The organism is Hydrogenophaga sp. UC242_50, assembly GCF_042697355.1.
Taxonomy (GTDB): domain Bacteria; phylum Pseudomonadota; class Gammaproteobacteria; order Burkholderiales; family Burkholderiaceae_C; genus Hydrogenophaga.
Window position 1 is genome coordinate 5,104,634 of sequence record NZ_CP170553.1, and the last position, 22,134, is coordinate 5,126,767.

The window sequence follows — 22,134 nt, forward strand, 5'->3', positions numbered from 1 at the left end:
ACCTCTTCATCACCCCCCGGCCGCGCCGCCATGGGCTGGCGCCGCCTCCAGCACGGGTTCACGCAGGAGCGCATCGTCCTGAGCCTGGCGGTCGCGCTGTTCGCGCTGTTCGCGGCTTTCCTGCCGGGCTTTGCGACGCAGGACAACATCCTCTCGCTGGTGCGCAGCGTCTCCGTGCTGGGGATCCTGGGGCTGGCGCATGGCGCTGGTGGTGATCGGTCGCGGCATCGATCTGTCGCTGGTGGCGACGATGGCGATCTCGGTCGCCTGGACGCTGGCGCTGGCCGGCAGTGGCATGCCCATGGGCCAGGCCATCGCCTGTGGCCTGCTCTTTGCCATCGGTGTCGGACTCGTCAACGGGGTGCTGATCGCCTATGCCGACATCCCGGCGCTGTTCTCCACGCTGGCCATGGGAACCTTCATCTATGGCCTGGGGCGGTTGAAGCTGATCCCCTCCGACGTGGTGCCCGCGCCCGAGGACGTCCTCTGGTTCACGCGGATCGGCCAGGGCGAGATGCTGGGCATACCGATGCCGGTGTGGCTGTTCCTGGCGGTGGCACTGGCGGGCCACGTGTTTCTGCGCCACACCCGCGCCGGGCGTTTCGTGTACGCCCTGGGCGACAACCACCTGGCCGCGCGCATCACCGGCATTCCCGTGCGGCCCATGGTGGTGCTGCAGTACGGCGTGGCCTCGCTGATCGGTTGCATCGGCGGGCTGGTCACGGCCGCCTCGGTCTCCGGCATGAACACGCGCATCGTCAACTCCACCCTGATCTACGACGTGATCCTGGTGGTCGTGCTCGGTGGCATCGGCCTGAGCGGCGGCAAGGGCGGTGTGCGCAACGTGATCATCGGCACCCTGCTGATCGGGGTGCTGCTCAATGGCATGACCATTATGAACGTGCAGTACACGGTGCAGAACGTCGTGAAGAGTTCGATCCTGCTGGCTGCCCTGATCTTCGACAGCCTGCTCAACCCGCGCGACGAGCAGACCGCCCAGCAGGGCGACATCTGAAGGCTCGCGCGCCGTCCTGTTCCAACCCGAAGGAGACATCACCATGAAACGCCAGATCACAATCCGCCTGTTGCTTGCCCTGGGGCTCGGTGCCGCAGTGACCACCGCCGCGTTCGCGCAGGAAACGCCCCTGAAGGGCAAGACGGTGGCCTTCGTGCCCACCTCGCTCGGCTATGACCTCACCGACGGCTGGAACGCGATGGCGGGCAAACAGCTGCAGGCGCTGGGTGCGAAATGGGTGGTGCGCGACCCCAACTGGAGCACCGACGCGGGCGCCCAGGCGATCACCTCGCTGATCTCCGAGAAGCCCGATGTGCTGCTGGTGCAGAACCCCGATATCCAGTCCTATGCCCGCCTGCTCAAGCGCGCGGAGGACGCGGGCATCGCGGTGGTGCAGGTGAACATGCGCTCCGCCACCAACACCAGCGCCTTCGTGGGTGCCGACTGGATCGGTATCGGCGAGGCCATGGCCAACGCCGTGGTCGCCCAGTGCGGCAAGGGCAGCGGCAAATCGGGCAAGGTGAGCATCGTGCAAGGCGTGCTGACGGCGGCAGCGAGCACGTTCCAGATGAAGGGCGTGCAGAACGTGTTGTCCAGGCACCCCGAGATCAAGGTGGTGTCGAACCAGGCGGCCGACTGGGATGCGTCCAAGGCGCGGGCGGTCACCGATACCGTGCTGCGCCAGCACGCCGACCTGTGCGGCGTGATCGGCTTCTGGGACGGCCACGACACCGGCACCGCCGCCGCCATCCGCGAAGCCAAGCGGCAGGGCCAGGTGTTCCTGGTGACCAACGGCGGTGCGGCCATGACGGGTTGCAGCAACGCTGCGCAACGGCAACTTCAGCGCCTATATGACCTACAACGTGAAGCAACAGTCGGACGACCTCGTCGCCGTCACGCGCGACCTGCTGACCAAGCCGCGGCCTGCCGCGATGGTCTCGCGCATCACCCCCATCACCGTGATCGACAAGGCCTCGCTGCGCCCCGATTCCTGCTGGAACCTGGCCGACGTCCGCAAGTAAGGGCAGGGAACAGGGCGGGCCGTGTGCCCGGCCTGTTCCGTTGCGCAAGACACGATGAACATTGAAAACACCCTGGCGCGATGGCGCTCACGGTACGTCCCCGACCACGTGGTCGGGGAGGTGCTGTCCAAGAACTGGATCGACAACAGCGTCCCCTTCCTCTCGCTGGTGCTGGTGCTGGCCGTGTTCGGCTCGCTGATCCCGAACTTCCTCTCGCTCGGCAGCCTGGGCGACAGCGCGCGCCAGCTCGGCGAGTTCTCGTTCATCGTCTTCGCCATGATGCTGGTGATGGTGGCCGGTGGCATCGACCTCAGCGTGGGGTCCAACTTCGCTCTCGGCAACTTCGTCGCGCTGCTGCTCATGAACGTGCACGGCTGGCCGGTGGCGGCGGTGGTGCCGGTGGTGCTGCTGGCCTGTGCCGCCGTGGGGCTGCTCAACGGGGTGCTGATCGGCTACCTGAGGCTGCGCGCCTTCCTCACCACACTGGTGACGCTCATCATCGTGCGAGCCGTGGTTGACATGCTGCTGCTGGCCTATGCGGTCGACATCGCCACGAACATCCCGACGTCTGGCGTCTGGGACTTCCTGGGAGGGGGCTCGCTCTGGGGCTTTCCGCTGAGCTTCTGCCTGGCCGCGCTCTTTGCGCTGGGCGCCCACCTCTTCCTCAGCCGCACGCGGCCGGGCTGGCACATCATGCCATCGGCGGGTCGCGCAAATCGGCCTACAACGTGGGCATTCCGGTGCGGCGCGCGGTCTGCCTGACCTATGTGGCCTCGGGTGCCCTGTGTGGCGTGGCCGGCCTGCTGTATGCCGCGCGCCTGTCCAGCGCGGGATCGGACACCGGCGTCGGCCTGGAAATCATGGCGCTGACGGCTGCCGTGGTGGGCGGCAACAGCCTGGGCGGTGGGCGTGGCTCGGTCATGAAAGCGCTGATGGGCGCGGTGATCGTGCTGGTGATCACCAACGGCCTGGTGCGCATCGGCTTCCAGAGCGGCGCCGGTTCGCTGGCCCTGGGCCTGATCCTGCTGGCGGCGATCTTCATCGACGTTCGCTGGCTGAAGAACCGCCACAAGCTGCTGGCGAAGGTGTACGTGTCGCCGGCCTATCTGGACCTGCCGGCCGCCCCCGCCACCGATGCCGACAGCGCCACGCCGTTCGCGGTCAACGACCGGCTCAAGGACGTGGAGCTGATCGGCCTGGGTCAGGTGGAGGGGCCCGAGGACGTGATCTTCGACCGGGATCGCCACCTCTACACCGGCACGCGGCACGGCGACATCGTGCGCTTCCTCGGCCCGGACCACCAGCAGATGGAGCTGTTCGCCCACGTCGGCGGCCACCCGCTGGGCCTGGCCTTCGATCGCGACGGGAACCTGCTGGTCTGCATTGCCGGCATGGGGCTCTACAGCGTGAGCCCGCAGCGCGAGGTGCGCAAGCTCACCGACGAGACCCACCGCACCGCGTGGTCGGTGATCGACGACTCCCGGCTGAAGCTGGCGGACGACCTCGACATCGCGCCCGACGGACGCGTGTTCTTCAGCGAAGCCACGGTGCGCTACGAGATGCACAACTGGGCCTACGACGCGCTGGAGAGCCGAGGCAACGGCCGCATCATCTGCTACGACCCGCGCACCGACCGCACGCGCACCGTGATCCGCAACCTTATCTTCCCCAATGGCGTGTGCATGGCGCACGATGGCGAGTCGTTCTTCTTCGCCGAAACCTGGGCGTGCCGCATCAACCGCCACTGGTTCAGCGGCCCGCGCGCGGGCACCACGGAATGCGTGATCGGCAACCTGCCCGGGTACCCCGACAACATCAACCGCGCCTCGGACGGGCACTACTGGGTCGCCCTGGTCGGCATGCGCACGCCGTCGATGGACCTCGCGCTGCGCATGCCCGGTTTCCGGCGCCGCATGGCGCGCCGCGTATCGCCTCAGGAGTTGATCTTCCCCAACATCAACACCGGCTGCGTGCTCAAGCTCAACCAACACGGCGAGGTGCTCGAGTCGCTGTGGGACCTCGGGGGCGAGAACCATCCCATGATCACCTCGATGCGCGAGCACAAGGGTTACCTGTACCTGGGCGGCCTGCTCAACAACCGGATCGGCAAGTACCGCGTGGCCGGCGCAGACCCGACATGGACCGCCGAGCGAAGCTACTGGGGGGAGCGGCCATGATGGCGCGCGTGATGGACCGACTGGTCTCGCTGGGCGATGCGCTGCTGGGGCGCGGCGAGCACGCGGTGACGGTGCCTCCCATGGACGGTGCCCTGCAGCCCAACCAGGCGCTGGAGGCCGCACGCAGCGCGCAGGCCGTGGCCGCGCCGGACAACCTCGTGCGGTGGGACGGGCATCTCTGCCACAGCAGCGGCGATGCCCTCTACCGCGTGGAGGCCGAGGGTGGCGTCGGCGTGCGGCTGAAGTCGTTTGGTGCCGAGATCACCTGCCTGGCGGCGCTGGACGGCGCGACCTTGGTGGTCGGCCTGGACGACGGTCGCCTGCTGCTCGAAGGAGGACCTTCCACCGGCCGCGAGATCGGCCAGCTGGGGGGTTACCGGGCGGCCTGCCCGACGGCGGTGCTGGCGCTGGACGAACACCGCCTGGTGGTGGCCGAAGGCTCTGCGTGCCAGCGCTGCAGCGCCTGGCGGCGCGACCTGATGGCGGGCGAGAAGAGTGGCGCGGTCTGGCTGCTGGACCTGCGGCAGGCGAGCGCGCGCTGCCTCGCCCGTGGCCTTGCCTTTCCGAACGGCCTGGCGCGCACCGCCGATGGCGGTGTCGCCGTCAGTGAGAGCTGGCGCCACCGGCTCCTGAAGCTGCCGCTGGATGGCGGCGCGCCCACGGTGCTGCTGGCCGACCTGCCGGGCTATCCGGGCCGCCTGAGCCCGGCCGCAGGCGGTCGCGACTGGCTGTGCGTGTTCGCACCGCGCAGCCAGCTGGTGGAGTTTGTGCTGCGCGAGCCGAAGTTCCTGCACCGCATGATGGCCGAGGTGCCCGAGGGTTTCTGGGTGGCGCCTGCGCTGTCCTCCGGGCGCGATTTCAGGGAGCCGCTGCAGGGCGGAGCGATCAAGTCGATGGGCATCCTCAAGCCCTGGGCGCCCACCCGTTCGTACGGGCTGGTGGTGCGGCTGGACGCTGGCTTCGCGCCGGTGTCGAGCCTGCACAGCCGGGCCGATGGGCGGCGGCACGGCATCACGAGCGCGCTGGAATGGCGCGGCGAACTCTGGCTGCGCCAGTCGCGGGGGCGATGAGCTCGTGGCGGCACCGCTCGCCTGACACCCAACGGACATTGCACATGAGCATTCTTCTGGAGTTGCGCGGCCTGTCGAAAGACTACCGGGGCGCTTTTGCGGTCAGGGACATCCACTTCACCCTGCGCAAGGGCGAGGTGCATGCCTTGCTCGGCGAGAACGGGGCCGGCAAGTCGACCCTCACCAAGATGATGGCCGGGGCCGTGCGGCCCTCCAGCGGGCAGATCCTGCTCGAGGGCGAGCCGGTGCTGTTCGAGACGCCGAACGCCGCGCTGCGCAGCGGCATCGCCATGGTGTATCAAGAGACCAGCCTGGTGCCGTCGCTGACGGTCGCGCAGAACCTCTACCTGGGCGACGAACCCTTCTTCAACCGGCTGCGCGGCCTCTACATCGCCGCGCAGCAGTTCCTGCAGTCCCTGAACTTCAACGTGGACCCGACCAAACTGGTCTCGCAACTCGGCGCGGCGCAGCGCCAGATGGTGGAGATCGCGCGGGCGGTGCACCACAAGGCCCGGCTGATCATCTTCGACGAACCCACGGCCACGCTCACGCCGGAAGAGAAACACCACTTCTTTGGCCTGGTGGAGCGCCTCAAGCGCGATGGCGTGTCCATCGTCTTCATCTCGCACGCGCTGGAAGAGGCCCTGGCGATCGCCGACCGCATCACCGTGCTGCGCGACGGCGAGCACGTGCTCACCGAAGACGCCGCCCGGCTGGACCGCGACAAGATCGTCAAGGCCATGGTGGGGCGCGATCTCTCGGACAGCCTGTATGGCAGCAAGGGCCGCGATCGCCCCTGTCGCCCGCGCGGGCGCAAGGTGCTCAGCGTCAAGAACCTGTCGATGGGCAACATCGTCAAGAACAACGCCTTCTCGCTGTACGAAGGACAGATCACCGGCTTCTTCGGCCTCATCGGCTCAGGCCGCACCGAGACCGCGAAGATCATCGCAGGCGTCGTGAAGCGCGATTTCCTGCACGGCGGCGAGATCCTGCTCGATGACCGACCGGTGCGCTACCGCACCCCGCGCCCCGCCGTGAAGGACGGCATCGTGTACGTGACCGAGGACCGCAAGCTCGAGGGCTTCTTCGAGACCATGTCCATCGCCGAGAACATCCACGCTGGCCAGCTCGCGGCCCCCTCCGGCGGGAGCGCGCTGGTGAGCTACGCGGAGATGGCCCAGCTGGCCGAGCAGTGGCGCGAATCGCTCAACATCCGCGCCATCAGCGGCGACGCGAAAGTGATCGAGCTCTCCGGCGGCAACCAGCAGAAGGTGGTGATCGCCAAGTCGCTGGTGCAAAGGCCCCGCCTGGTCATCTTCGACGAGCCGACCCGGGGCGTGGACGTGGGCGCGATCGCGGAGATCCACCAACTGATCCACCGCCTGGCCGACGACGGCCTGACCGTGATGGTGATCTCCTCCTACCTGCCCGAGATCCTGGCGCTGTCCGACCGCATCTTGGTGATGCGCCAGGGCCGCGTGGTCGAGGAGTTCACGCCCGGGACCGCGCTGGAAGAAAAGATCATGTACGCGGCCGTGCACTGATGCGGCCGGCCGCAGGAGAACAGACCGTGGAAGGTTTCGTGAGGATTGTGGAGGTCGGGCCGCGCGACGGCCTGCAGAACGAGCGCCAGCCCATCGACGTGGACGCCCGCGTGGCGCTCATCGAGCGACTGGTGGATGCCGGGGTGCAGCACATCGAGGCGGCCTCCTTCGTCTCGCCGCGCTGGGTGCCGCAGATGGCGAGCAGTGCCGAGGTGATGGCCCGTCTGCCGATGCGGCCCGGCGTGCGCTACAGCGCCCTCACGCCCAACCTGCATGGCCTGGAGGCGGCCCTGGCCAGCGGCTGTCAGGAGGTGGCCGTCTTCGGCGCCGCTTCCGAAAGCTTCTCACAGAAAAACATCAACTGCTCCATTCGCGACAGCCTGGAGCGCTTTCGCTCGGTAGTCGAGACCGCACGCGGCCACGGGGTGCGGGTCAGGGGCTATGTGTCCTGCGTGGTGGGCTGTCCCTACGAAGGGCCGATTGCGCCCGCGAAGGTCGCCGAGGTGTGCCTGCAGCTGCAGGAGATGGGATGCCAGGAAATATCGCTCGGCGACACGATCGGCGTGGGCACGCCCGCCTCGGTGACCGCCATGCTCGAGGCGTGCCTTCGCCACCTGCCGGCCGCGCAGCTGGCTGGCCATTTCCACGACACCTACGGCATGGCGGTGGCGAATGTAGCAGCGTCCCTGGCGATGGGACTGCGCACCTTCGACAGCTCCGTCTCGGGGCTGGGCGGCTGCCCCTATGCGGCGGGCGCCTCCGGCAACGTGGCGACTGAGGACCTGGTGTACCTGCTGCACGGCCAGGGCTTGCGCACGGGTATCGACCTTGACCAGTTGGTGGCCGTCTCGGACTGGATCTCCGTGGTACTCCAGCGCTCGCCTGGCTCAAGAGTCACACGTGCCCTTCTTGCCCGTAGCTTGCCGAACTGATCTGCATTCGGCAGGTGCGGGCTATGCGGGTCGGGGGCCAAGTACTCTCAGGGCGAATCGTGTATCCGGCTGGGGAACAAGAATTCAGCCCAGCTTTCTTGATCCACGCCTGTACAGCCTCCCGGGTAGCAGGTGTGATTTCAAACTGAGCTTGATCAACATGACGTATCGCGTCTGACGTTCGACCAATCGCGATCTGGCTATTGCCACTGCCAAAGACCAAGTCGCCTTCCCAATGACCAGGCACCGCCCGGTCCTCGACGCAGGCGGGGCGCTCGCTGATCGAAACGGCATCGACGATTGCCCATGAATGGCCTTCTTCTGCGTGCAGTGACGAGAGCGGCGCATTCCACGGGTACGCCTGAGGTGCGCCAACAGCTCCTTCTACAAGGCGCCACGCGCTTGCATGAACAGACTGCGGAGATGGTCTCGTGTGACACGTGAAGACTCTCGTCGCTCGGATTAGTATGCTTGAGCCAGCCTGCGATTTGTTCTGGCGACCAGAGCATGCACAGCTTGTCCGCCACGCTGCGGGCCAAGGCGCGGTTCTCACGCGGTTTGCAACGCTTGGGGCGCCGCGCTCGATCCCAGGTAGCTTCATCGGCCAAGGCTGCATGATAAGCATCGACGCCTCCATTGCGCTGAATCTCTCGGCTGATCGTCGATGGTGCTCGCCCGAGCCGCGCTGCAGTTGATCGAATCGATTCGCCTGCCACCATCGATCTAGATATCTCCTCGCGCTCAGACAGCGTCAACGCACTCAATGCGCGGGATCGCCCAGCCGGCTGGAATCCGCCGCCGGTAGCGGAAGTCTAGCCGCCGCGCACGCTGCGACCAATATTCAAGAGAAGGAAGCCGGCAGTGGATGAGTGGGGGTTGATCAAGTCGATCGGTCTTCCTGTGCAGCTCGAAGCAGACTGCCTGGTCACGTTGTGCTGGGCTGGCCGATCACGAAGGACTGGAATAGCCGGAAGCGACCGCGCGCGTCTTCCGATAGCTTAAGCGGCCAGATCCTCGATGCCATCATGTGGAAAGTTCAGGGCGCATCCGTTCCAGTGCCACTTCAGCGCCGCCAAGCTCGGCTTTTCTGCATTGGCCGACGGAGACCTCACGATCGCCCCAGAGATTGCTTTGTAGTGGTTACCCTTCACCTTCGATGAAATCTCAATCTTCATGTCATTGGGATTGATGCGTACTAGGCGCAAGTCGAACAGCGTGTGAAGATCGGATCGAAGTAGCAGGCCGTTCACCAATAGGTTTGTACGTTCGCCTAAATATGGCCGGATGTGCGCAGCTTCGAGCGTCTGCTCGACGTCGCAGCCGGTAAAAGCGCACCGTCGGTCGTAGGCTCTCAGCAGCGCCTTCCTGAACCCCGTTTGGCCTTGCCGTCTGGCGATGGCACCTAAGGTTTTTGTTCTTGCATCAGTGTCGTCGTTTGGATCGAACTCATCTTCAATTTCGAGTTCGTCTCGCAAAGCATCAAGTTCTGTTTCCGTCGGCGGAATGTCCAGACGCCGCGGCCGCAATTTCGTGTCACCTGGCACGGCGGCCAATTCCCAAACTCCATGAATTTCGGGATCGTAGAACGTGTATGTGCGAGTGCTTCGTTCCTCGACAAACAGGAGGTCGAGGGGGCTAGAGCCGTCGACGACACGTGGCTTCTGGTTTGGAGACCAGTTCGCCCGGCCAAAGGCGTTTACCGTGACCAAATCAAGGTCAGGTCGCACGTTCGTCGGCTTGAAAAGTGGATTCTGCTTTGCGAGGTACTGCTCGACCTCGTCAATTGTCGCGGTTCCACCCAAGGCCCTCACGGCATCGACAGCCATCTGCCATGTCTGCTTTTCGCCGTACTTGAACTCGCGTTTCGGTGCACTCGTGTGAGCTTCCCTCCTCGCTTCAAGGGCTGTCGCTATCGGCAGCATGTAGTAAGCATGCTTGTACATACCTCCGGCGGGACCGACGTTTCGATAGTCGTTTGGGTTGCGCTTACCTTCAGCCCAAAGCTTCCAGAACGTATCGAATCGCTCTCTATCAAACCATCTGGGCTCGCGGCCTGTTTCCTGGATGATGATTTGGTACACAGCACGTTCACCATCGCCATGGCGCTCAAGCTTGAAGGTCTTATAGCCAGGCCTGGCCGATGTCCAGCGACGCATGGCCACATTGGTCACCGTGTTGAGCCGGTTCCACGCTTCGTCAGAATTCACCTGTCTCCCTCCTGTTGATTGTCTTGAGACTGTTCAGCGATGTCGATTTCGTCTAGATCCATATCGGCCATCTTAGTGTCGTCCGCTACTTCGCACCCTCGCTCAAGGTGGCGCCCCCACTTCGGTTTTCCGTCAAAAGATGATCCATCAATGTCGTCTTTGTTGATCCGGGACATCGAGAATTTCTGAGAGTGCAATGGAGCTTGCAAGCGGTTCAAACCTGAATGGAAAAACTCCATGTCGATGGATCATTTTTGGATGAAAAACTAGCCCCGTGTTGTCTTCCACTGAAAACTGACCCAGTTAGAGCATCAATTTCCATTGAAAGCTGACCCACGTAAGAACCCTATCCTGCTGCTTTTGGCAGCAGGAGATTTCAGGAGTGATAGACGTGGCGACACTGAGTGTCATAAGACGCTGGGCACTGCGCGAGCAGATGTCCATCCGCGAGATCTCCAGGCGTACAGGCCTGGCTCGCAACACCGTTAAGAAGTACCTGCGGGCGGGCGATGAAGAGCCCCGCTACGCCAGGCGTGCGAGCTCCAGCAAGCTCGATCCATTCGCCGACAAACTTTCAACATGGCTGTCGATCGAGGCAACAAAGTCGCGCAAACAGCGGCGCACTTTGCTGCAGCTCCACACAGACCTGGTGGCTTTAGGCTACGACGGCTCCTACGGGCGAGTGGCGGCCTTCCACCGCAAGTGGCAGGCCGAACGGCAGGAAGCGCAGCGCACGGCTGGCCGCGGGACCTTTGTTCCGCTGGTCTTCGGGCCGGGCGAAGCGTTCCAGTTTGATTGGAGCGAAGACTGGGCTGTCATCGATGGGGAGCGCACCAAGCTCCAGGTAGCGCACGTCAAGCTCAGCCACAGCCGGGCCTTCAGTGTCCGTGCTTACCTGCTGCAGACGCACGAGATGCTGTTCGACGCGCACAACCACGCGTTCGTGATGTTCGGAGGCGTGCCCAAGCGCGGCATCTACGACAACATGAAGACGGCTGTGGATAAAGTCCGAAGCGGCAAAGACCGCGACGTCAATGCCCGTTTCAATGCGATGGTCAGCCACTACCTGTTCGAGGCCGAGTTCTGCAACCCGGCTTCCGGTTGGGAGAAGGGCCAGGTTGAGAAGAACGTTCGGGACGCTCGACACCGCCTCTGGCAGCCCATCCCAGCCTTCCCGTCCTTGGCTGAACTCAACGCATGGCTGGAAACCCGCTGCAAGGCACTGTGGAACGAGATTGCGCATCGCCAGTTGCCAGGCACCGTGGCGGACATCTGGGCCCAGGAAAAACCCTACCTGATGCCACCGCCGCCTGCGTTTGACGGCTTCGTGGAACATACCAAACGCGTTTCTCCGACCTGCCTAGTCACGTTCGAGCGCACTCGCTACAGCGTCCCGGCATCCTTTGCCAACCGCCCGATCAGCCTGCGGGTGTATGCCGACCGGCTGGTGGTTGTCGCGGAGGGCCAGGTCGTTTGCGAGCACAAGCGGATCATCGACCGGCGTCACGACAGCACAGGGCAGACTATCTACGACTGGCGGCACTACCTCGCTGTTCTGCAGAGAAAGCCGGGAGCACTTCGGAACGGTGCGCCCTTTGCAGAGCTGCCGACGTCATTTAAACGACTCCAGGCGATGTTGCTCAAGAAGCCAGGAGGTGACCGGGAGATGGTGGAGATCCTGGCCCTGGTCCTGCACCACGACGAGCAAGCTGTCCTTGCAGCGGTCGAGACGGCTCTGGAAGTGGGTGCTGCGCACGAAAACTCACATATTGAACGTCCTGCACCGCCTCGTGGACGGGAAGACGGCCGTTGCGGAAGTCAAGGCGCCCCAGGCGTTGAAGCTCTCGACGGAACCTCAAGCGAACGTCCAGCGGTACGACTCTTTGCGCAAGGCACGGTTCAACGAGGAGGTTCGCCATGGGACATGATCCCGCAACGACTTCCATCGTGGCTCTTCTCAAAAGCCTGAAGATGCATGGCATGGCCCATGCGGTTGCGGAGCTGGGTGACCAAGGGGCGCCTGCCTTCGAAGCGGCTCAACCCATTCTGGCAAAACTGCTGAAGGCAGAAACCGCAGAACGGGAAGTGCGTTCGATGGCGTATCAAATGAAGCTGGCCCGGTTCCCTGCCTATCGAGATCTTGCCGGATTCGACTTCGCGCAGAGCGAGGTGAACGAGGCCATGGTCCGACAGCTCCACAGAGGCGACTTCCTTGACAAGGCCTACAACGCCGTCTTCGTCGGTGGACCTGGAACTGGAAAGACCCACCTGGCCACTGCGATCGGTGTCCAGGCCATCGAGAACCAGCATCGCCGCGTTCGCTTCCTCTCGACCATTGAACTGGTCAATGCGCTGGAGGTCGAGAAGTCGAATGGAAGCACAGGGCACTTGGCAAATCGACTGATGCATGTCGATTTGGTCATCCTGGACGAGCTGGGCTACCTGCCCTTCAGCGAGTCAGGAGGGGCCCTGCTGTTCCATCTGCTGTCCAAACTCTACGAAAGAACCAGCGTCGTCATCACCACGAACCTGAGCTTCGGGGAGTGGTCCAGCGTCTTCGGTGATGCGAAGATGACGACCGCGCTCTTGGACCGGCTGACTCACCGATGCCATATCCTGGAGACTGGAAACGATAGCTATCGGTTCAAAAACAGCTCTGCGAGCCCTAGATCTGAAAAGGAGAAAACGAAGCACTTATCCACACCGTGAGCTTCTTTGCTCACACAACGGGTGGGTCAGTATTCGATGGAAATCTCGGGTCAGAGATCAGTGAAATTCAACATGCACAGCTAACGGCAAAGCGTCCCGGGCGTAACGCAGCATGTTGTACACGGCAGGTTAAACGCTGGGCTGGCGGAAGAATTCATGCTCTGGGATACCACGGGCTACCTTCAACCAGAAATCAGAGCGCGTCTCTTGCGTCAGCGGTGTCAGTTGTACTCCGGTGAAACACCTTGCGGCAATCTCGGGAGACAGGCCAGCAGTGAAGCCTGCAACCCCTTGAGTGAAGTAGACGCTGCCAGTGCTCTGCGCAACATTCAGGATTTCGCGCACTTCAAGTCCTCGCGGGTAGCGCGCGGCGCTGAGCAACGTGGAATCGAAGACATGAACCTTGTCGCCCACTCGAATCACTGCTGAGAAGTAGGGCCAGTTCGTGTCTGGACCGTCATTTGGGCTTGCCGTGCCGTCGTTTTCAGTTGGAGATGTCGAAAAGACAGCGTGACTGAATTTGGCATCCTTGAGCAAGGCGATGACCTCTGCGCACGCCTGCGTGGTGTTGCCATTGAAACGGCAGTACTCGATGAAAAACATTGGGCCCTTCTGAAGGATTGACGGAGGGAGATGGCATGTATAGCGACGTGTATTCGACCACCCTCTGCCTGAAGTGGCGCTCTAAGTCGGCTACGTTGCTTTCCGATGTCGCCGCCGGGTTTCAGGCGGCCGTCGTTGTCGCGACCGATCATATGTGGCCGCAACCGACTCTACAAGCTTCGGTAGGCCGTCGCTGCCAAAGTGGCGGTCATTGCGACGATGGAGGAATGTTGCCGTTGTGCTGGCACACCTGTCCACACCGTGAGTTGCTTCGCGCAAAAGGCAGGTGACGCAGTACTCGATAGAAATCTCGGGTCAGAGATCGATGGAATTCAACACCCTCTCCCTCAGCCGCTCCTCCCTCCGAAGAACCATACGCTGTACAGCGTATGAAGGCTTTTCAGCATATAGTCCTGCTGGCCAGGCTTCCGCTGAGAGCCAATGTTTTCAACGCCCATGAACGGGATGGAACTCGATAGGCCGGAAGTCGGAATGGCAAAGGCCTCAACTGAGAACTGCCCAGATATCCAGCTCCGCAAGCTCTAAAAAATGCTCCTCGCGCTCGGAGTCGCACATTGCTGCGATCGCCGGACTGTAAAACCCCAACAGAAAGTCGATGCCAGTGGTTCGGTCCAACGGCCCGTGAATGGTTCTCAGAAAATCCCAAAGGAATGTTTCTGAGGCTCCACGGGCGGCATAGAGCTGCCTAAGCTTCAAAAATACTGCGAGGTTCAGACGCGCATCCAGCTGAAACGCGGGGTACCCACTTCCCTGCGGCGATCTCGTGCTGATGATGAGCGGGGCCGGCAAGTCGGAGGTTACCGGACCTTGTTTTTCTCTTTCAGCCAGTAGACTCTCGAACTCTGTGGCGTCGAGCACTCGATAGGAAGTGGGTGGCGCACAGTCAAAAGGGCTGATATTCACGCGTTTGGTCATAGCTCCCCCGTCATAAGCTGCGACGGGCACCGTCTTAAACACAAACGGTTCCCCGTGAACCACAAATATGAGCTTGTAGCGCTGAAGTGCCAACGCAGCAAGTCGGCTTGAACTGGGGCATCAGAACAGCGACATCTGCGATAGCTGTCCATAGCGCCCCGTCCATTTCGTACGGCCACCCTGTCTCAGGATGTGGCTAAGGAGCGAGAGGGCGATGGATCCATCCTCAGGACACTTCGCCCTTCTCATGGCTTCATAGAGCAGCGCCAGCGTTACGGAGCGCCGACTTACTCTCAACGCAATAGGCTGCCCTTCGGAGATCCTCCGGACGAGCTCATCTGCTGCTTGAAGTACTTGTCTCGCATGAAGCAACGAGGTCTTTTTCCGAACGCGTTGACCCGTCATTCCCAAGGAGTATTCAGCCGTGCTGGCGAGAGCATAGGTGAGGGAGAGGCCAGCTCCAAGGGACAAAGGTCGTAGCAGCCTCAGCAGCCCGAATTGCCCTGCCTCAACCGCACTGCCCCGGTCTTGGTCAATGGAGGCAGGAGCAACGGCCACTGCCACCCAGCGAGCGAAGGCCAGTTCGAGCGAATGCAGGTCGACGGCAGCCGGCCTCCAACTTCGAAGATCTGACCAGCACTGACATACCATAAGGCTTGGCCTGTTCCAATCGAGCGCTCGGGCACACACAGGGCACCGGTCCTCCAATGCGCAAACATGTTGCGGACAAGCCGCCACAAGAACAAAATCCCACGCAGAACGGCAGTACCCATGCTGAACCAAACAGTGAGGACACACCCGCGGACGTCCGCGATTGAGAAAGTAGCTCCTGCCGATCTCTCGGCCAGCATAAGAGAACCCTTCTTCAGCAGCACTCCTCGAGATGCGCCCCAGGGCCTCCGCCAGATCAGCCTGCGGCGCACCGAACCACCTGGAAAGTCTCATCGCATCGCTCGCATCCAGTGTGTGAAAGCGAGACCGCCCCAATCCGCTCTTGACGGAGGGCAACCCGCGAAGCCCATTGTCCGTCGCCATCCTCAGCACATAACCCTGACCTGATTCACCAGGCCGAACTACGTCCCTGAGGGGAAACGACGGATCGCTCAGCACGTCAGTACCTCCTGTAGCATTGAGCGTATGAGTTGATTTGAGCCTGTTCTTCTTCCGTGCCCAGTCCCTGGCACGCGCGCTCTCTTTGAAGAGCTCTCTCCTTTCGGATCATCAATAGCGCTTTGGCAACTCGCACTCGCGTCCACATTGCCAGAGGCGCGCTCCATTTCTTCGACTCAACCGGTGTCCAGAAGCCTGTCGTACACGCTGGCTTGCAAGGAAGGACGTGGCGAGTAGCAAAGACAATTCTGAAGTCGGTTCCAAAAACCCTCTTACGTTCTATCTCGAGTTGGCGTTCGAGAGTCTTTCTCATCGAAAAGAGATCCCACCACTTGAGCAGCACGTAGTCACGAGGCGTGGAGAATTCTTGGATGAGATCGGCCTGCTTCTTTGCGAATGAGCCGGCATCGTAAACCGGCCACGTGGGCAACGAGTTGGACGAAGCGAGATTGAGCACCAGCGCTGAAAGCGCCGTTGGAGTTGCGGAACCGTGAGAGGCAACTAGCGCTTCCCCGCGAGTGGATAACTCAGAAAGGGCCCTCCGATTCATAACTTGGCGAAGGGAGATCATGGGATCAGGCAAACCATGGCCCGCAGACGCCAGGACTGCTGGTGGAGCAGGTTCGTGAACTCCATCGACGAGAAAGGGCATGCCACACGAGGCGCATCCAGCCAGATTCGCTGCGCCCCGTTTCCTTCCGAAACCAAGCATGTGTGCGGATGAAAGGTTCATGAAGCCATGACACCAAGAACATCGAATCGATAGCCTCGTATCGTGATACGGACATCGTTGAAGCTCTGATATGCGCCAGTACCATCGAAGATGCGGTGTTGAGTCGGCAACCAAACAAGCGGAGCACCAGCGGCTCGCAGGTTTTCTATCGACGTACAAAGGAGAGACCGGACTGTTGTGCAGCTTTTTGACCAGCCACCAGTCGTGGTCGTTCCTGTCGAAACATAAGAGGCAGCGTCCCGAATCCGCGGCAAGTGCAGCCCAACGCTTTGAATCGACTCCAAAATCCCAGTCAATTCGGAACGGATCCAGTCCCACGTACTTGCAGAATCTATTCATGGGGTAACCATGTGCACCGCAGACTCGCAAGATCCAAGAGGATCGACTCTCGTCAGGCAAGGGCTCTGGACTTGCGATGAACTTCAAGGCACGCTCCCCAAATGAACATGGACCCGAGCGGTGTGGCCGCCGCCGACGCTACGGTGAATACCGTGCGACGCGCGACAACGGTCAGGACGAAGCCTCACTTTCTGGCCTTTTCCATCACCGCGAGGAACGGATTGCCAACGCCCGACAGGCCGCCGAAGGCATCCGAGTACCCAGCGGCAAGATGCTCCAGTCTCAGCGATGGTGAGCATTCATCGATCGCACGAACGCACGAGAAGATGAGCAGCTTTTTCAGACGCCTAAGGTTTCCGTGAGTGGCTTGGTGCACCAGGCGCGACAGACCCTGTGCGCTCAGGCTGCTGAGATCAGCCGACTTCACCGTGGCTGCGATTGCGCCGAGCACCTGCCGCCAGATATCCCCAAAAGAAAACGGATTGAGAAAATAGTGCAGCGACACTCTTGAGACGAACTGAGGATTGATCTCCGATATCCCCTCCAATGTTCGGGTTCCCACCATGATCACGGGCAGGTTGTGCTTGTCCACACGAACCTTCAACCAATCGGTGAGCGTGCGTGCGGTGTTTTCCCGGTTGCCCTCACACACATGCTGCCCCTCATCGATGAAAATTGCCACAGGACTCAAACGCTCTATGGCGGTGTCAATCATGGCAGTCATGTTGGCCAGCGTCGCGCGCATGGGTAGGGCTGGGTACCCCAACGCCAACATCAGCTTCGAAGCGACCTGATGAACGTCAGCAGCACTGTCGAGGCCGATCTCCAATACCGGTCGACTCGACTTCAGTGGACTTGCGTCAGTGCGCAAACGATCGCTTGAGGATCTGCAGAAAAAGCGTCTTCCCCATTCCAGAGTCGGCCAACAGAAGAACACCGCCGGGCATCCTGACCTCCCGCATCCACTGAACGACTTTGAGGGTCCCCTGCAAAGAATTTTCAAAGTCTGGATACGGAACAACGACGTCCAAGATCTCGTTGACGCACCGCAGGGCATCTCTGGACAGCCCAGCTGGAAGTTCGTAGGTGTTCATGTGTAGTCCTCCGCCAGTGAGAACGCCTTGAATGGCATCAGGTCTTTTAGATGGGCCTCGGAGATCGCGCTGGCAACAGGTAAGTTGTCGGCCGCTCGCCTGCCGCCCGTGCAGGCGGAGCTGAGGCCTTGAAGCCTGACCAGATTTCCGTGTTTCTTCACGCGAACCCCGCGTCTCACCGCCTCTCCCCATTTGCACTTGAGTAGCTCTTGGGCCTTGACCAACTCTTCTTCCGCATTGCGTTGAGTCAAGCGCTTTCCGGCCTCTGCGCGGATGATTTCATGTTGAATCAATGAGAGGCCATCTCCGTATCCATTCGACGGCTTTTGTAGCGCCACGGGTAGCCAGCGCTTCTCAGCCACCAGGTTTACAAAGATCCGACCCAGATCATCCGGATTGATGCGGATGTCAAGCCTCAACTTTCGTCCGTTCGATCTGAGATAGTCTTGGAGCTCTACGCTGTTGAACCGCAGATATTTGAAGAACACGCCATCACCGTCTACGGTCCTCTGGGTTGACATCCCTGCGGTGATGTCAAACTGCTCGAGCCCTAGAGGGAACATCGGAATTGGACTGCTCAGGCGTCCCTCCTCCCACAATTCGAGCGGGCAAACCAAGTTCTTTTGATGAATGGACTTCGGAAATGCGTCAGCGGCCCAAAGCGTCAGCCCTACGCACAGATCATCGAAAAGGATCGCTGCTGAATCGCTTGGCGACTCTGGCCTCATGTTCTTGGTAGGCGTGTAGACCTTGCCGCAGTTTGGCAACATCCGGTTCACCTCCATCATCGTTCGTTCTATAGATGGCTTCAGCCACGGCCTTCTCACAGGGTTGAACAACACGTCGGCACGCAGGTCGAACATGATGCGAAGAAAGTCCTTTGCATGAAACTCCAGACCGTTGTCGACCACGTACTGCTCCGCGATTCCCATTGCTGTCCACGGCTGGGGCAAGTCTGGAACCAGGGAGAGCAGGTCCTCTTTAGGGAAGATGGCATTGCGCACGCAATGCGCGACGGACGCAACCGACGGACCATAGAACGAGATGTAGAAGCCTAAGATGTATCCCGAGTACCTGTCTATGGCAACAGTAATCCAAGGCCGACCGATCGGTACCCCAGTGTTTGGGTCCAGGACCCAAATATCAAGCCACGTGTGATCGATCTCGACTCTCTCCAGCACACGGGTCGAGGTGTCCCCTTTGAGGCTGTAGCGCCATTTGTTTCTTGTGTACTCAGAGCCGTACCGCTTGAGATCGCGAATGTACGGATCAATTTCATTGACCCGCCGTTGCACCGACCGCAATGAAGCCAGCTCAAGTTTCGTACCGAGCAAGCGCTCCTCTCGTGCGGCATCCTGAAGGTAGCGCCGGAATGTCTCGGCAACTGAGAGTCCGCGTTTCTGGAGGTAGTACTTGGAGATACATTTCTCCACCATCTCTTCGACACGCACGCTGAGGCGTTTGCAACGCCGCACCAATGGCCTCAAGTCGAGCAGCGCATACGGGTTTCCGCCGGACGACCGATGTCGCTTCATCCACTTGCGCAATGTATCGGCACAGGGGAGCTTGGGAGACTCAGAACCTTGTCCACCCAACAGGCAATTCTTGAAGAATTTTTCACCCTCCTGCCGCACGCTCTTTAAAAACGCTTCACACCGTTTGAGGCTTCCGTGGGTGACTCCATTCGCGATTGCCCGTTTGACGAGAAAGTTGCGGAAGACGAGTGTGCGCTCCTGCTTTTCAGTGAGCGTTGCCGAGTACGTGTAGACGCGATCCTGGACAGGTACGGTGTTGGGCTGCGCAATCGAGTGACCGTTTTGATGCACCGGGAACACGGTTTTGGCAAGGATCTGCTTGTACAGACTCGTCTTGGAGAATGTTCTCACCTCGTTGTTGTCGAGGTACCGAAACTGGATCTCGAAGCATGAAAGTTCTCGCTCGAACTGGAACGTGCGCGCACCTTCACGCAACACCAAACCATTGCCGAAAGTAAACATGGCAGTCTCCTTGATGCTGGTTGATGGACACGACCTCCTCGTCGGACAGGTTGAGGCCGGCGGGAACACGCAACTGATGCAGGGCGACCAGATTCCAGATGAGGTCCTCGTTGACTCCGGCCGCAACCAGATCGCGAACGCTGGCGCTGCCTTCACACCGCGACTCAAGTTCTTCCTTGCACTTCATCGCTTGCTCTAGCGAGAAGGACATGCGCCCGAAGCGCATCAGGAGTACGGCCCGCGAACTCAAGCCGCTTCCGTCGATCACTTTGTCGGTGAATACTTCAAACTCGCGGCCCTGGCGATTGAATGCGACCTTTGCTGCGTCGAGCTTCATCGCATGCTCGGGGACAAACTTCTCTGGCTTGACCTCCACGATGACTTCAGAGCCGTCTACCAGGCTGAGCAGAAAGTCAGGCGTGTACTTGCAGGTTTGGCCGGACGCCAACGTGAGCTCGATTTCACAGGGCTGATGTTGGATGTCCCGCACCACGGGACACGACAACGCCACCATGATGAAGCGCCGTTCTAGCGACGACTCATGATGCACGGAATGGTCGAGCAACCATCCAGGATTGACCACCCCCACCTCTCGGTGAGGCGATCGGGTAACGACGGCTCTGGGCATGTTCTTCTCCTGATTTCAAGACGTACTGATCCATGCCGTGCCCAAACTGGCGACGGCTGCGCTTGACATCGAGGGGGAGAAAGGGGGGACACTTGCGTTGCGTTGATGAGGCGTCTCTTCGCCCTTCATCCCTCAGGCCACCTTCGGGTGGCCTTTTCTTTAGGGGTCCATGGCGCACCTCCCTTCTGGACGCACTGGGAGTGCGCCCGTTGAATCCGGCAGAGCGGGGAAATAGAGAGATGGGACAGCCGACGAGTTCATCTGGCCATCTCCGACGCCTCTTAGCTGGAGGAGCCCACTGTTTCGGCGCACGCCAAATGGCCGGGCAGGAGGTTTTTGACGCTGGGGGAGTTCGGTGGCGCCTTAAGACCGAGCAGGACAGCCACTTCATGGCTTCTGCCGCGGGTGCACTGGGTCTTGCCCGACAACACGCTGTAGACCAATGATGGCGGCACGCCATGACGCTGCGCCCATTCGGAGATGCTCACTCCCGCCTGCTTGAACTCTGAGCGGGCTCTGCTGATCTGGTCGGCAGAAAAGGAAGTAGCATGCTTCTCCACAAGCGAATTCTATAAAGTTCTTTCAATTTTGAAAAGTATTGTTCAAAATTCAGTCGAACTCTCGGTGAGACTGGTCGAGCTTCGTCAGGATCTCGGTCTATCTCGAGACAATCTGGCAGCGAAGCTGGACATCAGCCACGCGACCCTATGGCGACTTGAAAATGGTCAGAGTTCTCCCACGGTCGAGCTCCTGGCCAAGATGGAAGCCGCGGGTTTGGACGTGACGTACCTTTTGTCGGGCACCAGGTCGAACTGCGTGTCCCGAGTAGACGATGACGAGGCTTGGGGTCGCGCCGCTCAAGCAGTCACGAAGGCAATCGCCAAGCACGGCTTGAGCCCTTCTCCCGCAACCTACTGGCGAATGGTTCGACTTCTCTACAACGAGGTCATCAATGAAGGTGATCTCAAGCGGGATATCGCGCAGGTTCTGGAAAAGGCTGGACAGCTGGCTGCTAAGCCTTGAGACGTTGCCTGCCAGGCAAGCGCTGGAGGACGCACGCGCCTACGCTGTGTTTTTCAACGCACTTGCGGCAAGCCAGGAGATTGGTGCCGCAGGAGATCTGATAGAGCGGTTCGACCAGGCAACCTCGCGCACCGCCCTCGACACATTCAGGGAAACCGAAGGTCCGGGATTTGCCGACTCCCGGAGATCTTCAGAAGAAAGCGAGGGCGAGTTCCTGTGTCGCTACACCGCCTCATTTCAACCTCTCTGGTGGCAATGGGTCTTCTACCCGATCCGCAGCGCCAAAATTGTCCGCCTCTCCAAGGTTGAGGTGCCCTCCAAGCACAGGGTGTGGCTGGCCGAGTCGGAAGAACCTCATCTTCGGGTTTTGGAGTTCGGAACCTTGGCCCCCAGTGAGGCCGTGACTGGCGAGTTGCGTCGGGCGATCATGTCATTGGGCATTCCGGCGCAGCACCTCAGTAAGGCGTGTCGTTCAATGGCCTTATCTGGACAGGGGTGTGACCTAAAACGCAGAGCGTCAAATCCATTGCTGGCACGCCTTTGCAGGCTGTGGCGCGATCTATTCCTGGGCGTGAGCGGACTCTGTATGGCGGCCGCGATTCAGATCATGAGCAGCGATACAGGTGGCGGGTTCATGATGTTGGTTGGATTGCTGGGAATCGCTGCTCCGACACTCCTTGCAGCATATCTTCTCCATGAAGTCGGCCCCAAATGGCTGAAATCCGATCGCTTATTGACCGAGGTGAGCAACGCCATGGGAAAGACTGATACGTTCCAAGTCCCTTAGTGCTACCGGATAAATTTGGCCCAGTTTATGTGCGGTGGACGGACAAACTGCCATCTACTACGCAGGGGCGAGCGCGGAACTCAGCTCCAAACTTGACCGAGCCATTCGCCGCCTGCTTGATCAGCCGCTTCTGCCGTAACCGCCCATTCAGTGTGCACACGAACGTTGTTTGTGCACGATCATCTGCGACACCCCGCCTATCAGGCGC

The 22,134-nt window shown here is 60.9% G+C and carries 21 protein-coding genes and 3 pseudogenes; 11 read left to right on the forward strand and 13 right to left on the reverse strand.

Features of this window, described 5'->3' with window-relative positions:
- Positions 1-9: 9 nt before the first annotated feature.
- Positions 10-201, reverse strand: coding sequence for a hypothetical protein (locus ACFJGX_RS26035; RefSeq protein ID WP_382327352.1), 192 nt, complete (start codon positions 199-201; stop codon positions 10-12).
- Here ACFJGX_RS26035 and ACFJGX_RS26040 point away from each other — a divergent pair.
- From ACFJGX_RS26040 to ACFJGX_RS26070, 7 genes and pseudogenes are all read left to right on the forward strand, one after another.
- Positions 200-1,015: an ABC transporter permease gene (locus ACFJGX_RS26040; protein WP_382327354.1), complete on the forward strand. Its 816-nt coding sequence runs from the start codon at positions 200-202 to the stop codon at positions 1,013-1,015. The two genes, ACFJGX_RS26035 and ACFJGX_RS26040, sit on opposite strands and share 2 nt — an antisense overlap.
- A 43-nt stretch (positions 1,016-1,058) precedes the next feature.
- A complete protein-coding gene (locus ACFJGX_RS26045) occupies positions 1,059-2,102 on the forward strand; it encodes a sugar ABC transporter substrate-binding protein (RefSeq protein WP_382327356.1) in 1,044 nt (347 codons plus the stop codon).
- A gap of 223 nt (positions 2,103-2,325) precedes the next feature.
- Positions 2,326-3,263 (forward strand): annotated as a pseudogene (locus tag ACFJGX_RS26050) (ABC transporter permease); the annotation flags it as partial.
- Between the two features lie 81 nt (positions 3,264-3,344).
- Entirely contained in the window at positions 3,345-4,214 is an 870-nt protein-coding gene (locus ACFJGX_RS26055; protein ID WP_382325889.1) for an SMP-30/gluconolactonase/LRE family protein, read from the forward strand.
- An 11-nt stretch (positions 4,215-4,225) separates the two neighbouring features.
- Complete coding sequence (locus ACFJGX_RS26060; RefSeq protein WP_382327358.1) at positions 4,226-5,284, forward strand: strictosidine synthase; 1,059 nt, start codon at positions 4,226-4,228, stop codon at positions 5,282-5,284.
- A gap of 44 nt (positions 5,285-5,328) precedes the next feature.
- Positions 5,329-6,828, forward strand: coding sequence for a sugar ABC transporter ATP-binding protein (locus ACFJGX_RS26065; RefSeq protein ID WP_382323301.1), 1,500 nt, complete (start codon positions 5,329-5,331; stop codon positions 6,826-6,828).
- Entirely contained in the window at positions 6,828-7,760 is a 933-nt protein-coding gene (locus ACFJGX_RS26070; protein WP_382327360.1) for a hydroxymethylglutaryl-CoA lyase, read from the forward strand. Before ACFJGX_RS26065 ends, ACFJGX_RS26070 begins: the two co-directional genes overlap by 1 nt.
- A gap of 138 nt (positions 7,761-7,898) precedes the next feature.
- On the opposite strand, the pseudogene ACFJGX_RS26075 reads toward ACFJGX_RS26070, so the two are convergent.
- The 3 genes and pseudogenes from ACFJGX_RS26075 to ACFJGX_RS26085 all read right to left on the reverse strand — a co-directional run.
- Positions 7,899-8,566, reverse strand: a pseudogene (locus ACFJGX_RS26075) (IS30 family transposase); the annotation flags it as partial.
- Between the two features lie 192 nt (positions 8,567-8,758).
- Positions 8,759-9,967, reverse strand: a complete 1,209-nt coding sequence (locus tag ACFJGX_RS26080) for an HNH endonuclease (RefSeq protein ID WP_382323300.1) — start codon at positions 9,965-9,967, stop codon at positions 8,759-8,761.
- Positions 9,964-10,206, reverse strand: coding sequence for a hypothetical protein (locus ACFJGX_RS26085; protein WP_382323299.1), 243 nt, complete (start codon positions 10,204-10,206; stop codon positions 9,964-9,966). The genes ACFJGX_RS26080 and ACFJGX_RS26085 overlap by 4 nt, the downstream gene beginning before the upstream one ends.
- Positions 10,207-10,349: 143 nt before the next feature.
- On the opposite strand from ACFJGX_RS26085, the pseudogene istA reads away from it, so the two are divergent.
- Together istA and istB are read left to right on the forward strand one after the other, a co-directional pair.
- Positions 10,350-11,895, forward strand: a pseudogene (gene istA, locus ACFJGX_RS26090) (IS21 family transposase).
- A complete protein-coding gene (gene istB / locus ACFJGX_RS26095) occupies positions 11,885-12,676 on the forward strand; it encodes an IS21-like element helper ATPase IstB (protein WP_382327361.1) in 792 nt (263 codons plus the stop codon). Before istA ends, istB begins: the two are co-directional and overlap by 11 nt.
- Before the next feature lie 129 nt (positions 12,677-12,805).
- Here istB and ACFJGX_RS26100 read toward each other — a convergent pair whose 3' ends face one another.
- The 9 genes from ACFJGX_RS26100 to ACFJGX_RS26140 all read right to left on the reverse strand — a co-directional run bounded on the left by ACFJGX_RS26100 (position 12,806) and on the right by ACFJGX_RS26140 (position 20,676).
- Positions 12,806-13,279, reverse strand: coding sequence for a hypothetical protein (locus ACFJGX_RS26100; protein ID WP_382323296.1), 474 nt, complete (start codon positions 13,277-13,279; stop codon positions 12,806-12,808).
- Positions 13,280-13,783: 504 nt separating this feature from the next.
- A complete protein-coding gene (locus ACFJGX_RS26105; protein WP_382327363.1) occupies positions 13,784-14,308 on the reverse strand; it encodes a hypothetical protein in 525 nt (174 codons plus the stop codon).
- Between the two features lie 27 nt (positions 14,309-14,335).
- Complete coding sequence (locus ACFJGX_RS26110) at positions 14,336-15,250, reverse strand: TniQ family protein (protein ID WP_382328815.1); 915 nt, start codon at positions 15,248-15,250, stop codon at positions 14,336-14,338.
- 76 nt (positions 15,251-15,326) lie between these two features.
- Positions 15,327-16,484: a TniQ family protein gene (locus ACFJGX_RS26115; RefSeq protein ID WP_382327364.1), complete on the reverse strand. Its 1,158-nt coding sequence runs from the start codon at positions 16,482-16,484 to the stop codon at positions 15,327-15,329.
- A gap of 97 nt (positions 16,485-16,581) precedes the next feature.
- Positions 16,582-17,226: a TniB family NTP-binding protein gene (locus tag ACFJGX_RS26120; RefSeq protein WP_382323293.1), complete on the reverse strand. Its 645-nt coding sequence runs from the start codon at positions 17,224-17,226 to the stop codon at positions 16,582-16,584.
- 31 nt (positions 17,227-17,257) lie between these two features.
- Entirely contained in the window at positions 17,258-17,491 is a 234-nt protein-coding gene (locus tag ACFJGX_RS26125; protein ID WP_382327366.1) for a hypothetical protein, read from the reverse strand.
- A complete protein-coding gene (locus ACFJGX_RS26130) occupies positions 17,488-19,488 on the reverse strand; it encodes a Mu transposase C-terminal domain-containing protein (protein WP_382323291.1) in 2,001 nt (666 codons plus the stop codon). Before ACFJGX_RS26130 ends, ACFJGX_RS26125 begins: the two co-directional genes overlap by 4 nt.
- Entirely contained in the window at positions 19,454-20,116 is a 663-nt protein-coding gene (locus tag ACFJGX_RS26135) for a Tn7 transposase TnsA N-terminal domain-containing protein (protein WP_382323290.1), read from the reverse strand. Before ACFJGX_RS26135 ends, ACFJGX_RS26130 begins: the two co-directional genes overlap by 35 nt.
- Before the next feature lie 281 nt (positions 20,117-20,397).
- Positions 20,398-20,676, reverse strand: coding sequence for a DNA-binding protein (locus tag ACFJGX_RS26140; RefSeq protein WP_382327368.1), 279 nt, complete (start codon positions 20,674-20,676; stop codon positions 20,398-20,400).
- On the opposite strand from ACFJGX_RS26140, the gene ACFJGX_RS26145 reads away from it, so the two are divergent.
- Both ACFJGX_RS26145 and ACFJGX_RS26150 read left to right on the forward strand, forming a co-directional pair.
- Positions 20,597-21,139 carry a helix-turn-helix domain-containing protein gene (locus ACFJGX_RS26145; RefSeq protein ID WP_382323288.1) on the forward strand — a complete coding sequence of 181 codons (543 nt, stop codon included), beginning with the start codon at positions 20,597-20,599 and terminating at the stop codon, positions 21,137-21,139. The genes ACFJGX_RS26140 and ACFJGX_RS26145 overlap by 80 nt on opposite strands.
- Entirely contained in the window at positions 21,069-21,926 is an 858-nt protein-coding gene (locus tag ACFJGX_RS26150) for a hypothetical protein (RefSeq protein ID WP_382323287.1), read from the forward strand. Before ACFJGX_RS26145 ends, ACFJGX_RS26150 begins: the two co-directional genes overlap by 71 nt.
- Positions 21,927-22,134: the final 208 nt, after the last annotated feature.